Source organism: Chryseobacterium sp. C3 (assembly GCF_014218905.1).
GTDB lineage: Bacteria > Bacteroidota > Bacteroidia > Flavobacteriales > Weeksellaceae > Chryseobacterium > Chryseobacterium mucoviscidosis.
In genome coordinates this window covers 37,589-52,925 of the sequence record NZ_JACLCU010000008.1, presented here as the reverse complement: position 1 = coordinate 52,925, position 15,337 = coordinate 37,589, and the positions used below count along the sequence as shown (strand labels likewise).

10 protein-coding genes and 3 tRNA genes are annotated in these 15,337 nt (G+C 38.3%); 7 read left to right on the top strand and 6 right to left on the bottom strand.

Going from position 1 to position 15,337, the window contains the following annotated elements:
• Window positions 1-4: 4 nt before the first annotated feature.
• The gene (locus H6W53_RS17185) at window positions 5-1,372 is read right to left on the bottom strand and encodes a rhodanese-related sulfurtransferase (RefSeq protein ID WP_185208568.1); all 1,368 of its coding nucleotides are present in this window, start codon (window positions 1,370-1,372) and stop codon (window positions 5-7) included.
• A gap of 357 nt (window positions 1,373-1,729) precedes the next feature.
• Here H6W53_RS17185 and H6W53_RS17180 point away from each other — a divergent pair, with 357 nt between their 5' ends.
• Window positions 1,730-3,253, top strand: a complete 1,524-nt coding sequence (locus H6W53_RS17180) for a trypsin-like peptidase domain-containing protein (RefSeq protein WP_185208565.1) — start codon at window positions 1,730-1,732, stop codon at window positions 3,251-3,253.
• 309 nt (window positions 3,254-3,562) lie between these two features.
• Here H6W53_RS17180 and H6W53_RS17175 read toward each other — a convergent pair whose 3' ends face one another.
• The 3 genes from H6W53_RS17175 to H6W53_RS17165 are packed head-to-tail and all read right to left on the bottom strand — an operon-like array spanning window position 3,563 to window position 7,040.
• Window positions 3,563-4,015 (bottom strand): hypothetical protein, encoded by a 453-nt coding sequence (locus H6W53_RS17175; protein ID WP_185208563.1) that lies wholly within the window; start codon window positions 4,013-4,015, stop codon window positions 3,563-3,565.
• Window positions 4,015-4,395 carry a RidA family protein gene (locus H6W53_RS17170; RefSeq protein ID WP_076391804.1) on the bottom strand — a complete coding sequence of 127 codons (381 nt, stop codon included), beginning with the start codon at window positions 4,393-4,395 and terminating at the stop codon, window positions 4,015-4,017. The genes H6W53_RS17175 and H6W53_RS17170 overlap by 1 nt, the downstream gene beginning before the upstream one ends.
• Before the next feature lie 56 nt (window positions 4,396-4,451).
• Window positions 4,452-7,040 carry a putative LPS assembly protein LptD gene (locus H6W53_RS17165; RefSeq protein WP_185208561.1) on the bottom strand — a complete coding sequence of 863 codons (2,589 nt, stop codon included), beginning with the start codon at window positions 7,038-7,040 and terminating at the stop codon, window positions 4,452-4,454.
• A gap of 65 nt (window positions 7,041-7,105) precedes the next feature.
• On the opposite strand from H6W53_RS17165, the gene H6W53_RS17160 reads away from it, so the two are divergent.
• From H6W53_RS17160 to H6W53_RS17135, 6 genes are all read left to right on the top strand, one after another.
• On the top strand, window positions 7,106-8,392 hold the full coding sequence (locus H6W53_RS17160; RefSeq protein WP_185208559.1) for an N-acetylmuramoyl-L-alanine amidase: 1,287 nt from the start codon (window positions 7,106-7,108) through the stop codon (window positions 8,390-8,392).
• A gap of 57 nt (window positions 8,393-8,449) precedes the next feature.
• A tRNA-Glu gene (locus H6W53_RS17155) sits at window positions 8,450-8,524 on the top strand.
• Window positions 8,525-8,534: 10 nt separating this feature from the next.
• Window positions 8,535-8,855: a hypothetical protein gene (locus tag H6W53_RS17150; protein ID WP_076391800.1), complete on the top strand. Its 321-nt coding sequence runs from the start codon at window positions 8,535-8,537 to the stop codon at window positions 8,853-8,855.
• A gap of 67 nt (window positions 8,856-8,922) precedes the next feature.
• Complete coding sequence (rpsT, locus tag H6W53_RS17145) at window positions 8,923-9,177, top strand: 30S ribosomal protein S20 (RefSeq protein ID WP_076391798.1); 255 nt, start codon at window positions 8,923-8,925, stop codon at window positions 9,175-9,177.
• Window positions 9,178-9,188: 11 nt separating this feature from the next.
• Window positions 9,189-9,260 (top strand) — tRNA-Glu (locus tag H6W53_RS17140).
• Between the two features lie 94 nt (window positions 9,261-9,354).
• Window positions 9,355-9,426: transfer RNA gene (locus tag H6W53_RS17135), tRNA-Glu, on the top strand.
• A 73-nt stretch (window positions 9,427-9,499) separates the two neighbouring features.
• On the opposite strand, the gene H6W53_RS17130 is transcribed toward H6W53_RS17135, so the two are convergent.
• Window positions 9,500-14,626 carry a helicase-related protein gene (locus tag H6W53_RS17130; RefSeq protein ID WP_185208557.1) on the bottom strand — a complete coding sequence of 1,709 codons (5,127 nt, stop codon included), beginning with the start codon at window positions 14,624-14,626 and terminating at the stop codon, window positions 9,500-9,502.
• Entirely contained in the window at window positions 14,619-15,299 is a 681-nt protein-coding gene (locus tag H6W53_RS17125; protein ID WP_185208555.1) for a hypothetical protein, read from the bottom strand. The genes H6W53_RS17130 and H6W53_RS17125 overlap by 8 nt, the downstream gene beginning before the upstream one ends.
• Between the last annotated feature and the right edge of the window lie 38 nt (window positions 15,300-15,337).

The window sequence follows — 15,337 nt, the reverse complement described above, 5'->3', positions numbered from 1 at the left end:
TCGATTATGCGTTTTCAGAATCAAGGATTTTGTACAATTTATCAGACAGACGAACTCTGAAAGGCAGTTCAAAAGTAATCTGATCTCCTGCTTTTGCTGTGTCGCTGAAAGTTCCGTTCACAAAAATCTGAGAAATGGTTATTTCCTGATCTCCTGTTGTGGGTCCGGAAATTAATACTTTATCTCCTACTGCAAGTTCATTGTTTTCAATTAAAAACTGAGCAATTTTAGATTTTGAATAATAATGCTCCGCTTTTCCGATTAATGTCTTTTTAACTTTTATTTTCTGACGGATATCTTTTGTTTCAGCTTTTGCTAAAGGCTTATCCGGCAGATCTCCGGATTTTTTGAATTTCAAAGCTTCAGATTTTCCTTTTCTGAATACTTTATTTCCTACCTGAAGACCCTTTCTTTTAGCAACCTGCTCTTCCCAAGGCAAATGGATGGTTTCCTGACATTCTGTCGAACAGCAGTTTTCCATCGCCGCTTTACATTCATCACACTGGATAAACAATAAATGACAGGCATCGTTCGCACAGTTCGTATGATTGTCACACGGTTTTCCGCACTGGTGGCACTGCGCAATAATATCGTCCGTAATTCTTTCGCCTAATCTGTGGTCGAATACAAAGTTTTTACCGATAAACTTACTTTCTATGCCTTCTTCTTTTATCTGACGGGTGTATTCTATAATTCCGCCTTCCAATTGAAATACATTTTTGAAACCCTGATGTTTGAAATATGCACTTGCCTTTTCGCAACGGATTCCTCCGGTACAGTACATCAAAAGGTTTTTATCTTCTTTAAAATCCTGTAGCTGTTCGTTAATAATCGGCAGACTTTCTCTGAAGTTTTCCACATCGGGAGTAATTGCTCCTTCAAAATGGCCGACTTCACTTTCGTAGTGATTTCTGAAATCTACGACAATGGTGTTCGGATCTTCAAGCAAACTGTTAAATTCTTTTGCTCTTAAATGAACGCCTTTATTGGTAACATCAAAAGTCTCATCGTTCAGACCATCGGCTACGATTTTGTTTCTGACTTTGATGGTTAATTTTAAAAATGAATGATTGTCCTGCTCCACTGCTACATTCAAACGAATGCCTTTCATGAAATCGTATGCTTCCAGAGTCCCGCGAAATGCTTCGAAGTTGTCGGCAGGAACGCTCATCTGAGCATTAATTCCTTCATGCGCCACATAGATACGACCAAGCGCATCCAGTGCATTCCAGGCTATAAATAAATCGTCGCGAAATTTTTTGGGATCTTCAATTTTGGCATACGCATAGAAAGATAGGGTAAGGCGCTCTTTTCCGGCCTCATCAATTAGTCGAGCTCTTTCTTCTGCGCTTAAGGTGTTGTACAGTTGCATGCTATAAACGTTTTAAGTGAGAAAATTTTTGCAAAGATAATTATTTTCAGATTAATGAAAAATATAAGATTTATCAGGTATACATTCAGATTGGTACTCTTTTGGATGAATCATCTTCAACCTTTGTAATTTTATGACATTTAAAACATCAATATGCCATAATGTCATTAATATTTTTTTAAGGTTCGTTAATTGAGATTTTAAAATTTATGGGATAATGCATAAATTATTTCAATTGTTGTTAAATTTTAGTTAAAAATGAAACATTCTGTACCAATTGCATACGTATTTAGCATTAAATTTGTTTCCAGTAAAATGAAAAAGTTAACATCAATAAATAACAAAGAAAGATATACAATGAAGAGTACTTTAAAAAAACTATTACCATTTGCAGTAGTAGGAGTAATTTCCGGTGCTACTACCGTTGGAGGATTACAATATCTTAATCACGATTCCAACAACGCAGATCAATCATATTTTACAAAATCCTCTAATGTTTCCTTTGCAGGGATGAATTCTGCCGCAGTGGGAGACGATTTTGTAAAAGCTGCCAAAACGACAGTTCCGGCAGTAGTAACCATCAAAAATTATCAGTCCAGAACCACAAGCAGAGCTTCGGAGCAGGATATGTTCGATTTCTTCTTTGGAGATCCGTTCGGAGGAAGAGGACAGCAGAGACAAAAGCAGCAGGTTCCGGATAATATGCCTTCAGGAATGGGATCGGGGGTAATTATTTCGCCGGACGGATACATCATTTCGAACAACCACGTTGTTGCAGGAGCCAATAAGTTAGAAGTGGTTTTAAGCAACAAAAAATCTTATATCGCCACTTTAGTAGGAACAGACCCGAATACAGATATTTCCCTTCTTAAAATTGAAGAAAAAGGATTGCCTTATTTAAATTTTGCAAATTCCGATAATATTGAAGTAGGACAATGGGTACTTGCCGTAGGAAATCCGCTTGGATTGAATTCTACCGTTACAGCAGGAATTGTCTCCGCGAAAGGAAGAGGAATCGGAATTTTAAGTTCACAGGGAAAAGCAGCCAATCCGATTGAAAGTTTCATTCAGACCGATGCGGCTATTAATCCGGGGAACTCCGGAGGAGCTTTGGTAAATACAAACGGAGATCTGATCGGGATTAACTCAGCGATTCAGTCTACGACAGGTTATTACCAAGGGTACGGATTTGCAGTTCCGGCAAACTTAGCAAGAAAAATTGTTGAAGACATCAAGAAATTCGGTATTGTACAAAGAGGATTCTTAGGAGTAACTTCTTTAGATCTTTCGGACGATCAGCTTGTTGCCGCTTACAATAAAGATAAAAAGACCAATTATAAATCCGGTTCAGGAGTTCTGGTAACAGGATTCGGAGAAAGCAGCGGTGCAGAAGATGCAGGATTAAAAGTAGGTGATATCATTACCCAAATTGATACAACACCAATTACAGATTTTGCAGATCTTTCCATTGCCATCGGAAGCAAACGTCCGGGAGATAAAGTGACGGTAACTTACCAAAGAAACGGAAAACCTTCCACAACAACCGTTACATTAAGAGATCAGAAAGGAGGAACTTCTACAAGAACCAAAGCAGATCTGAGCGTAACGGAAAAAATCGGAGCCGATTTCCAGAGTATTGATGATAAAACAAAAGCATATTATGGTCTGAACAGCGGAGTAATTGCCAAAAATGTAGTTGAAGGCGGTGAAATGGCTAAAGCAGGAATCGTAGACGGATACATCATCACAGAGATCAACGGAAAACCTGTAAACTCTCAGAAAGATGTAGAAAACATTCTGAATAAGTTCAATGGAACTGCCCAGATCAAATACATGGATGACTACGGAAGAGGTTATCAGAGAGGCTTTAAAATGCCTTAATAAAAGAGCTAAACTTCACTTCATATCAAAAACTCGGCTGCCTCATTTGAGGCAGCCGAGTTTTTTTAGTTTAATATTCAGAAACATCTTATTTAATTGAAAAAGAAATCCTGCAACTGAAATCTGCAAACCATCCTTCCGGAAAGCTTCCTGCACCCCTGCAACAGCTTTTCAGGGAACCGGGAAAGGATGTTTCACCCCTGCAGCAAACTTTCCGGAAAGCGGGAAACCTTCCCACACCCTAGTAAGACACTTTCCGGAAACTGATACACAAACAAAAAACGCTGCATTTCTGCAACGTTTTTTTATTTAAGATTTATTCATTTTTTCAGCGATTCTTCTTTTCTTCTTTCGTTCATAAATGACTTCTACAATCTTACCTCCGATCCACGAAAACGGGAAGAACGTAAGAAAAATAGAGATTTTATAGAAGGTAGGATGATAAGGGAAAACAATAACATCCAGCATGGCTATAAAAAGCATAATGAAACCAATAAGAATAGCATAAGCCACCTTAGCATATTTTACGATAATGGCAGTTGCCACCCCTCCCACTGTAGTTCCCAATCCGGAAATAAACAGCAGGAAACCGAAAAACGCACCGTCGTTCTGCTTGCTCTGAAGAAATCTCTGCCAATGCTCGAACGGAGCAAAAGCATCGAAATTTACCCATTGCGGAAATGCTCTTATCCCAAGAGTAATGATAAGCCCTGCAATCACAAGACCTACGATAACCGCAATTGTATTTCTTATAAAGTTCATTAATCCTGATGTGCGATCATAGAAATTTCGATATCCACATTTTTCGGCAGACAGGAAACCTGTACCGTTTCACGCGCAGGAAAGCTTTCCGCGTCCAGATAGGAAGCGTAAATATCATTCATTACCGCAAAATCATCCATGCTTTTAAGGAAAATGGTTGCTTTTACCACATTCTTAAAAGTCATTCCTGCTTCTGTAAGAATTGCTTCAAGGTTTTTCATTACCTGATGGGTTTCTTTTTCAATTCCTTCTACAAGTTTACCGGTTGCAGGATCTACAGGGATCTGCCCGGAAATATACAATATTCCGTTTGCCATATTGGCTTGTGAATATGGTCCGATCGCTGCAGGAGCATTTACGGTGTTGATTACTTTTTTCATGAAAATTTATTTTGGGTGCAAATATAAAATTTATATTCTATTTCTATAATCAAATATTAGAAAGGTGCGTTTGGCTGTGTAAAACTTCTGTCTTTATACTTCAGCGCATCACTTAAGATATTGGCTTTGATCCCGATAAAGAAGTCATATACTTTATATTGCCCGAAAGGAACCCAGTTGAAATTAATGGTAAAACTTCGCTGATCTCTTGCAAAACCGATTCTGGTATATGCAAGTTTCTGCGTCACCATATCGTAGTGGGTACTTCCGTTGATGTTCCAGTAAGGCGTTAGCTTAAGACTTCCGTCCAGTCCCACAGAAGCCAGTCTCGTTGGTGTTCTGGAAGCTGAACTTTTGGTGTAGGCATAGTTTGCATTTACATTCAATGTCCATGCCTGATCGAAATGCGCATAATTATCATCATCAAAATAATAATTTTCGTTCCTTACTTCCCCTTTGGTTTTATACTTTTTGGCATAATCTGTTTTCTCTCCAAAGATTTCGCTGCTCAGAGGATAAGACATCTGAACGTTGAATCCCTGAACACTGAAGTAACCAAACTCTTCTGTTCTTATTCCGGCATCCTGTCCCGGAAGATAGATAATTCTGTATGGGTCCAAAGATAAGCTTGTATTCAGGCTCAGTTTATTATTAAAGAAAGAAGACTGTCCTGTAATTGTTATGATAGAAAAAGGATGATCTTTCGCTGCAAAATTATAATTTCCAGAAAGGTTAAGAGATTCAAAAATCTTTATTTTCTTCACTCCTGTAGAATCGCTTTTCGATCTTACCTTCATCTCTAAATTATTCCCGATGTTAAAACCTAAAGCTCCTACTAATCCTGTCGTCGGACTTCCGATAATTCCGCCTTCAAAAATAGAATATGGTGTTAAAGCTCCATTTGCATCGTAATAATTTTTAAAATATCCATATCCGGAACCTCCGAAATCCGGAGAATAGGTAAACCCAATACTTGGCGTCATCATGTGTCTGATAGCCTCAATGGCAGAACCTTTCTTAAAGTTTGCCTGTCCATACAAAGTAGTCTGAATACTTGCTGTTGTTGAAAACGTAGAATATCCTGAAATTCCTTTATTGGTTTCTGTAACTACTTTATTCTGGATAGGGTCGTAGAATTTATTGATGGTTTTTGTGGTTAACGCATTATCAATATTCGCTCCCAAACTGAATGTGAAATATTTTGCTACGGTTGTATTGGTTCCCAGAGCAATGTTATTTTTCACTCCGGTTTGCAGTTTATCCCACATTGCCGCTTTAAAAAGCTCGCCCTCGTTGGTCTGAACAAAGTTTGATAAATTAATTCCTGTGTTTACCGTTAAATTTTCAAGCAGACCGGAACGCACTCCTGTTTTGGATCTGAATAAATAAAACTGATTGATCGCCACGTTCATCTGCGGCAGACGAAGATCTGATAAACCGGTGGCAAAATTCTGCGAATAGGAAGCCGTTCCCGTAATGGTAACCGGAAGTTTTAAAAATCTTTTGGTAAGGGTAACCGTAGAGTTTTGCTGGGTATTTAAAACATTCTGATTTAAAATATAATTATTGTTCAGTGTATTGTTATAAAATTTTGTACTCACAATATCTACCGATGCAGAAAATGTAAGGAAAGGATTGGCTTTGGAATCCTGTGTATGTCTCCACGCAATTCTGTACGTTCCTGTTTTGCTGTAATCATCTAAACCTTTGATCCCACGAACCATGGTTCCGATGTCCGCAGAAAAGTTTCCGGAATAGCGGTATTTTTTAATATAGTTCATTTCAGGCCGCAGGTTCCAGCTTCCTTTGGTGTAAATATCCGAAAGGATTTTAAGGTCAAAATGTTCCCCGATTGGCTGATAATAACCTAAACCGTTCAGGAAGAATCCTACATCCTGTCTTTCCCCGAAACTCGGAATCAGGATTCCCGCAGATCTTTTGCTTGAAAAAGGAAGGATCGCAAAAGGCATGATAAGCGGAGTGGGAACCTGCTCTATATACATCTGGATCGGTCCCGAAACAATAGACGATTTATTTTTTGTTTTTACAAGCTTCAGATATCTTGCTCTTAAAAAATAATCTGCCGCTGTATCTTTTTTCTTGATGTAATAATCGTCCGTCGTATAATCTGCCCGGCTCATCGCAAAGATACTGTCGTTGTACTTTTTGGTTTTGTTCGCGGTAATAACCCCTTCGTTTTCTTCGGTTCTTGCATTAAATGCAATTGCCTGTCTTGTTAAGGTATTATACTGAAATTCTGTAGTTTCGTATTTCTTCCCTGCCTGTGTTGTAATAACAGGCTCAATAATTCTTCCCAAAGAGTCCTGTTTTCCTCTTGCGTACATGAGATGTTTCTGCTCATCAATGGAAATATAGTCTGCATCAATCTGCATATCCTGATATTTCACCTGCGCATTTTTGTTCAGATACACCATTTTCTTCTGGAAATCTCTTCTCTGGTAGTCTGCTTTTGTCTGCAGAACAGATTCCAAAGGTTCCTTTTTCAGAACAATGGTATCTTTTTTGGAAATAGTATCATTAACCGCATTTTCAGGCAATTTTTTGGGCGTTTGCTGTGCTAAAAAATTGTTAAAAATTAGGATAATTAAAATTTGTAATATATTTTTGGAGACGGTTTTGACCAATTTTTTGTTATATTTATATGTATACAATTAAGGCTCAAAATTAATATAAATTTTAAAACTGTAAGATGTACAAAGTAAATTTTAAAATAATTTTATCATTTCTCTTCATCCTGACTGCCAACTTTATTTTTTCGCAAAAGAAATTTACCATTGTTTTGGACGCAGGACACGGAGGAAGTGATTACGGAGCAAACAGAACCTACACCGATATCGGAAGGATCTCCGAAAAGGATGTAACGCTCTCCATTACCCTTAAAGTAGGAGCAATGCTCGAAAAAAATAAAGATTTTAAAGTAATCTACACAAGAAAGATCGACGAATATCCTTCTTTGTCGGACAGAACCAATCTTGCGAACAGAAGCAAAGCGGATCTTTTTGTTTCCATTCACTGTAATTCTTCTAAAAGACCAACCGCATACGGAACCGAAACTTATGTACAGGGACCGGATCAGAATGATACCAATCTAGAAGTGGCAAAACGTGAAAATGATGTGATCTTTCTGGACGAAAAAGATAAGCAGACCTTCGGTTCTTATGATGCAAGCTCTCCGGAATCTTTAATTGCCCTGAAACTTCAGCAGAGCAAATATCTGGAATCCAGCCTTCTTCTGGGCGGACTGGTAGAAAATAATTTTGTAAATAAAGACAAAAGAAGTTCCCGCGGTGTGTTCCAGAAAAACCTGCACGTTCTGCGTATGAACGCGATGCCTTCTGTATTAATTGAAACCGGATTCATCAATCATCCAGAAGAAAGCCATTATCTGGCTTCTGAAAAAGGACAGGATGAAATTTCCGAAAGTATTTATCAGGCAATTATTGATTATAAAAAAGCGATCGACAGAAAATCAGGTGTTTCCGCAGTGGTAAAAAAACCTGAACCTGATAAACTGGCGGAAATCGCACTGAAAAATGATTTCAGAATTTTACTGTTGAGTTCTCCGGAAAGATTCAAGGAGGGAGATCCTGCTTTAAAAGGGTTAAATTACATTCTGCCTATTAAAGAGAACGGACAGTACAAATATTATTACGGGGTTACCAACCTTGCTTCTGTAAGAGATATTAACATTAAAACAGCAAAAGACGCCGGATTCCGGAATGCCTATGCGGTAGGATTTATGCCGAACCAGAAATTAAGTACAGGATATTACACCATTGAAGTCTACGTGGGCGAAAAACTGAATGGAAATTCTTTCATTCTTCAGACGCTGAAAGACGTGGAAAGAAACAAAGAAAGCGGCGTTTTCTATTATACCTACGGAAAAGTGTATACTTTGGAGGATGCGGTAAAATTACAGAAAGAGCTTGATGCTAAAGGAATTAAGAATACTGTGATTCAAAAAGTTTTCAAATAATAAAAAAATAATTTTGAAGTTAAAAAGTTAATTATTACTTTTGCAACCTCAAAATTTGGCCTATTCGTCTAGTGGTTAGGACTCAAGGTTTTCATCCTTGCAACAGGAGTTCGATTCTCCTATAGGCTACCAAATTTATATCATGCCGGATTTAAAAATACAAGAAGCAAAATTGCTTTTTAAGAAAATCCACTCTAACCCAAAAAGTTATGATTTAAAAATCAATGAAGACGGGATAACAGGCAGTGATGATAAAATAAGTTTCAGACTTGACAGGACTGGAGAAAGGGTAACTTTTGAAGTAACGATTGACGGACTTACCTTCACCAACACCACTGGAGAATGGAACAATGCGATGGTAATGCTGAAAAGCACCATCAAAAAATTAGAAAGAGAAGAAGAGAATATTAAAATAGAACAGGCAATAGATAAACTCAAAAAATATTTATCTGAAGAAAATTAAAAATTTTTGAAAATAAATTTGGAGGATAAAAAAAAAGTTTTTACTTTTGCACTCACATTTGAACGATATGGCAAATCATAAATCAGCATTAAAAAGAATCAGACAAAACGAAGTAAGAAAACTTCGTAACAGATACTACCACAAGACTGCTAGAACAGCAATGAAAGTGTTAAGAAATGAAGAAGATAAGGCTGCTGCTGCAGAGCAATTGCCAAAAGTTATCTCTTTGTTGGATAAATTAGCTAAGAAAAATATTATTCACAAAAACAAAGCAGCTAACTTGAAAAGCAAATTAACTAAGCACGTTAATAAACTAGCTTAATAAGTATAGTTGGCCCGTTCGTCTATCGGTTAGGACCTCAGATTTTCATTCTGGTAAGAGGGGTTCGATTCCCCTACGGGCTACAAAACTTAATTACTACTCTAACCTGGTAATTAATAAGAGTTGAAACTTATAAAAACAAAAAACTAACCCTGCGATAATTCGCAGAAATTAGATGGCCCGTTCGTCTATCGGTTAGGACCTCAGATTTTCATTCTGGTAAGAGGGGTTCGATTCCCCTACGGGCTACTACACACGCTGTAAATCAGTGATTTACGCATAGCGGGGACTAAAACAGGGACTTCAAGTCCCTGTTTTTTTATTATCTCTTTCTTCCATATTGTTGTATTTCTATTTTTTGTACATTTTCATTTTCAAAATTTTTATCAATTACTCTGATAATATTCGTCTTAAATAATTGTGAATTCTCCACCATTCTCTCCTCTAAATAACCCCTACTCTCATTAATTTTCAACTGCATTTCCTTCTCCTCCCTATACTTCTCAACCAATCCCTCCCGAACATTAGGCAAATCCTCCAACCTTTTATCCAATTCAGCAATCTTATCTTCAGTAATTTTTGTCTGCTGTTCAATCTCCGTCACATTCACGCCTTTTTGAGAAAGAATATCAATTTCCTCTTGGACTTTCTCCTTTGTCAAATCAATCGTTTTCTGATAAAATGGAAGCTGGTTTTTCCAGTATTCGGCATTGTCGCCCTCTTCCTTGGAATAGCCTAAGATTCGGTTGTAGTTATGTTGCGCTTTAGTTACTTCTTCCTGAATTTTAATAAAACTGTCATATTTTCGAAGCACAAAAGCAGAATCAGCCAAAAATTTATTTTTTTCGGTTTCAATTTGCTTTTTCATCAGTTCAATTTCTATATTCGCTCTGGTTTCGGGATTCGTGATGATGGCGGTTTTCATTTCCTGCGTGCTGATGTCAGAAATATCTAAAACATCGGCTCCCTTCTTCATTGCCTCCAAGTATCTTGCCTGTTTGGATTGCAATTTTTGAAGCATAAAGACATCAATGCTGTCATTGGTCAACATAAAGTTGATTCTTACATTTTCGTTCCTATTTCCTTGTCGCCAAGCACGACCTTCCACTTGCCGTAGAGAGGTAAAGTTGTACGGAAGAGAAAGCATGTAAATATCCGTCGTATTTTCCTGAAGGTTCATTCCTTCCTGAATCGCCTCGCTTCCGATGACCACCTTTATTTTTCCGGAATTGAAATCATCTTGAATCTTTAAACGGTTTGGTTTGCTGGTTGCTCCGGTGATGACTCCGACTTCTTCCGGTTTGTAGCCGACCTCCCGTACCAAATATTCCCTTAGTTTCGGAAATTCCGAAACAGCTAATTCAGAGTAGATAATCTGTCCCGAATCCGGAATGTCGTTTTTGTTCTGCCGAATCAAATCCATCGTTTGTTTTAGTTTCGGAGAATCCTCTATAAACTCTTCTAAAGACGGTTCTTCTCCTTCATAATAGGGAGAAAGATATGGTGAAATCGCAATCAAACGGGCATTAAGGATATGCGTAAGAATTGCCCCTTTTTGGGTTTCGGTAAAGTTTTCATTGAGCATTTCGTATTGCTCACTCGTTAAATAGTTCTGCTCAATCTTATATTCCTTGTTGATTCGGTTGGGCCGCACCAATTCTGGATTGTCTTCTTCGCCTTTGATATCAATAAATTCAGATAAAAGTTGCTGAAACAGCGAATTGTTTTTAAAACGTCGAACATTCGCCTTGAATTTCACATCACCTTTTGCGTCAATCTCCATGTCGTTGTCTGCCTCCATAAAGGTTTCAAAGAAGGTATTCACATTGAAGTAGCCCGATTCTTCTAATCTCTTGTTCGCAATCAAGGAGAGAATAGAATAATATTCCAGTGGTTTATTGGTAAATGGCGTTGCAGAAAGCAAGGTAACATTTCTACCGTCGTTCTTTTCTTGGATGTATTGCGCAGCCATCCAAGTATTGATACCCAACTTTGAAGTCTGCTGGTTTTGATTTCTAAAGTCTGAAGCAAATCGGCGGTCTTCTATTCTTACTTTTCCTACGATATGGTTCGCGTTGTGGACTTCGTCATAAGTCAGATGGTCAAAACCAAAGTCTTCCCAATCGTAAATCTTGCCACGCTTCATTTTACCCACCAGTTCTTTTTCTTTTTCCAGTTCTTTCTGAAAATCCCTTTCGCTGATGGTGTTTACACTTCTTAATTCATTTTCTGAAATATAGGAGAACTTGGAAGCCAGATTTTGGGTAATATTTTCAGAAAAACCGATATTGTTAAAACCCTCGTAAGTGACGATGGTGATTTCCCCATCCTTGTTGTCGAATTTTGAGAGGTCGAAGTCTTTTCCGAGATTTCCCAAGACATTCACTTTGGCTTCGGGAATGGTTTCAAAAATGGTTTCCACCCACTGTTTCAGAATGCTGTCATTGGGAACGACAATCAGCGGTCTTTTTGCGTTACCTCTCTCCATCGCTTCGTGCATGGAGAGAATTCCCGACAATGTTTTTCCAAATCCAACCTCGTGTGCGAGTAATCCAACACCTTTGGTTGTCTGTCGTCCGATTCCTGCTTTTTGCACTTCGGTTAAGCGCAGTTCTCTTCCTTTAAAATTCAAATGGATTTTTGAAAACAATGGAAATTTTGAATAGTCGGGAACAGAGAGGTTGTTGTAGTTTCGGTTAAAATCTTTTACGAAACGCTCCCTTAAATCGTCCGACAACTCTTCCCTCAAAAATTTTTGAAACAAATCATTGGCTGCGGCTTTTCGTCTTTCACGAACCAAGGCATTCCGTTCCTTGTCGCTTCCCGTAACGTTTTCGTTGTCTACAAAACTTCTGACCTCCCAAGATGAGGAACCTGCAAATGCCTCACTCGAAAGTGTTCCGACAAAATCCTTGAATTTTTCAGCAAGGTTATAGGGAACGGTTGCGGTTTCCGTCTGTCTCGTGTTTTGATTCCAGCGTTCTTTTTCAACGGTTCCAAAATCAAACTGGTGGACAAATTCGTGGTTGGGACTGATGGAGATTTCATCTAAAGTTTTTGGTTTTGGAAGGACGCTTTCCAATAAAGATTTCTGCTTCTCATACTGATTTTCGGTTCCGCCAACCGAAAACTTATCTTTAAAGTCTATTTTAAGTTGCTCTAATTTTTTATAGATATTTCCTTCGCCGTAATAGAAATCGTGAACCCAATTTCCGTCAATATAGTTGGCAAACTGGTAATGCTTTCCGTGATTGTTTAATGTTCCATCGTAGGAAGTGTCCCGAAATGCCTCAATCTGTTCTTTGGTAATATCGGTGCTGTTCTGAAGCGAGGCATTCACCACTTCATCGGCTTTCAAAAATTGATATTTTAATATCCCTTTCTTGATTTCCGGTTTGGTCTGAATTCGGTATTCCGCATTTTTCTCGCTGTGTGATTGGATGATTTTATCCGCTTTTCGATGAATTTCATTAATTTGGTCTTTCGAAAAATCTTTCGGATTATCAAAAATTTGGGATTGGAGTTTGGAATACTTTTCAATTTCCTTTTCAATCGCGGGAGATTTGAATTTTACTTCATTAAGTCTGGAAAGAACTTGCTCAATTTTATCTTTCGTTTCTGAAAGGTCAATTTCTTCTGTTTTAGCGGGAATGGTTTTTTCTAAAGTTTTGCTTTTTGATTCTCCTTTAGGTTGATCAACCTCCAAAAACAAATCTTCAAAGAGGTTTCCAATTCTTTCGGTCTGCTTTTTATTTTTGAGTTGCTCAATCCTAGATAAGGCGTCCTCTAAATTTCCATAGACATAGTTTTCCAACCTCCCAAAACGGTTGGTTTTCTCTCGGGTTTCCCCTAAAATCCTGTCGGGATGTTTTTCAAAATAATTGGAAATATCTGTAGAGATTTTCTGGGAATTTTTTTGCAGAATAATAATGTCCGTTCCTACCTGAGTTCCGGCAAAAGCACCATTCGGCAGACGAAAACCTTCCAAAATATCTGCATTTTTTAGTTGGGCTTGTCGGTTCAACCAACCCGAAGGAAGCACCATTGCCACAACTCCATTGGGTTTAAGAGAATCTAAAGACCTTTTGACAAAATAGTCCTCGTATTTGGAGATTTTGGGTTCTTCTCCCAAACCTTTGTATAATCCGCGATGGTCGCCGTAGGGTGGATTACCGATAACCAAATCGTATTTTTCGGCAAATTCCTTCTTGTTGCCTTTCTCGTCGATAAACTCGGTTTCAAAGGAGCGGAGATGGATGTGGGCTTCGGGATGAAGGATTTTCGCAATCTTTGCGGTGGTTTCGTTGATTTCAAAGGCAGTGATATTGGACTTGATTCCCAATTCTTTCACTGCATACAGAAAATTTCCCGTTCCAACGCTGGGTTCCAATACCGAAATTTCCTGCCTGTTCTTAAACTGGTCTTTGATTAAATTTCTGACGGCATCTACAATCCTTGAATCGGTGTAGTATTCATCCAAAATTCCCCTGCCTTCTTTAGCTGTTCCGCCACTTTTGAATTGATGACAGATCTCTTTTAAATCCTCGGTAATGTTAAGACTTTCCTTGAGTTTAACTTGCTTATCGCTGGAAACAAAACAAGCGGCGGAAACAACTTCCGCAACTTGTTCATTGGTCAGTTTTTGACCTTTATATTTTGAAATAAGAACCCCTAATACCTCATTGTTTTGAGTAGATGTTTTTACTATTTCTGCTATTCTATTGGATACATTTCTCCCGGATACGATTCCGCCCAAGGAATGTTCTGCTCCCTCATTTTTTGCAGCATTTTGCGGTTGTGTTCCGTCAACGGGTCCTCGCTCTGGTTTTCCGACCAGATGCTTCCAGATTGTGTCTTCAAGTCCATTTCCAGCATGGTTGCCGTCCACAGCTTGTCCTCCAAAGTGATTTCCGTTTTGCTTGGGTTTGCTTCTTTGGTTAGATTCTCCAGAATTTCGTTGAGAAAGTTCGGCTCCCAAGTGCTGAGTGTCGGAAATTCCTTCGGATTGAGTTCCATCGTCTTCATTTCTTATCGTTTTTTGTTCAACTAAAGTAGTATTTTTCTCTTGAACTTGGAGTTTATTTTTTAAATATTCTTCCAGGTTTTGGTTCCCATTTTTAGAAATTCCATACAGCAGGCGGATGTCCTTGATATTTTTATTTTGAAATTCATTGAGGATTTTTTGTGTAGACCTATTTCCGTCATCATCACCGGTTAGACACAGAAATATCTTTCCGTCGTAGTTTTTGAACCTATCGACAAACTTTTCGATATTTTCTCCTGAATTGACCGTTACAAGGGTTCTGCCATTGTTCTGATTGTTCAGTTTTAAAAGTTCCAAAAAGGAATCTTTGTCGTTATTGCTGTGAAAGACAATCAGTTCGTTTTTAGTTCCCTCGATAACGGAAATTTCTGAACTAGGATGGTTTAAATAGGATGTCTCACTCACTTTTTCTGTTTTTTACGAAGTGGTTGAACTCAAAAATGTCTTTCGCCGTGTCGTCCCAGTTTTTTCTTGGAAGAAGTTGCAGGCTTACAAAGATGTCGGTCTTCTTGTTGTAGGAGTCGATGCGCTCCAATCTTCCGCCGTAGTCCTTTTCGGCGTGTCTGTAGAGGGAATAAGGCAGAATCGTGTCGGTTGGATAGATGTAGAAACGGGTATAGTTCCACGGAGAATTGACTTCGAAGCGTCTGTATTTTTTCTTGAATAACACCGTGTCGGAGAGTTTCCGCCTGTTCTTATAGTTGGGAATCATTTCTTTTGAGAAAATGGCGCCGTCCTTCTTGTTCCAAACTGGTGACGGTTTTTGTTTTTCAAGAATATCGGAAAGAATGATGTTGCCGTTTTCAGCATCCAATGGATAGCACAAAGAATCTCTCACGAGATAGGCATTTTGATTCATTTCGGGAAAGGTGTGGTCTGGAACCAGTTCGATAATTTGGTTTTCCGAATAACTCATTTTCGAGATGTGGAAACTCTGCATCTTGTCCAATCCTCTGGAGGCATCAAAATAGACATTAGAAATAAGGTCTATTCCGCCTTTTTCGGATTTGATTTCCTTGTGGCATGAACTTAAAAAAAGTATGGAAACTAGGACTAAAAATATGGATTTGATTTTCATAATGATTACATTTAAAAAAAAGCGGCAAATCAAAATTT

Excerpts from the sequence above, each read along its gene's own strand:
- H6W53_RS17180 (WP_185208565.1), top strand. The coding sequence starts at position 1,730 with ATGAAGAGTACTTTAAAAAAACTATTACCATTTGCAGTAGTAGGAGTA.
- rpsT (WP_076391798.1), top strand. The coding sequence starts at position 8,923 with ATGGCAAATCATAAATCAGCATTAAAAAGAATCAGACAAAACGAAGTA.
- H6W53_RS17160 (WP_185208559.1), top strand. The coding sequence starts at position 7,106 with ATGTACAAAGTAAATTTTAAAATAATTTTATCATTTCTCTTCATCCTG.
- H6W53_RS17125 (WP_185208555.1), bottom strand. The coding sequence starts at position 15,299 with ATGAAAATCAAATCCATATTTTTAGTCCTAGTTTCCATACTTTTTTTA.
- H6W53_RS17170 (WP_076391804.1), bottom strand. The coding sequence starts at position 4,395 with ATGAAAAAAGTAATCAACACCGTAAATGCTCCTGCAGCGATCGGACCA.
- H6W53_RS17150 (WP_076391800.1), top strand. The coding sequence starts at position 8,535 with ATGCCGGATTTAAAAATACAAGAAGCAAAATTGCTTTTTAAGAAAATC.
- H6W53_RS17185 (WP_185208568.1), bottom strand. The coding sequence starts at position 1,372 with ATGCAACTGTACAACACCTTAAGCGCAGAAGAAAGAGCTCGACTAATT.
- H6W53_RS17175 (WP_185208563.1), bottom strand. The coding sequence starts at position 4,015 with ATGAACTTTATAAGAAATACAATTGCGGTTATCGTAGGTCTTGTGATT.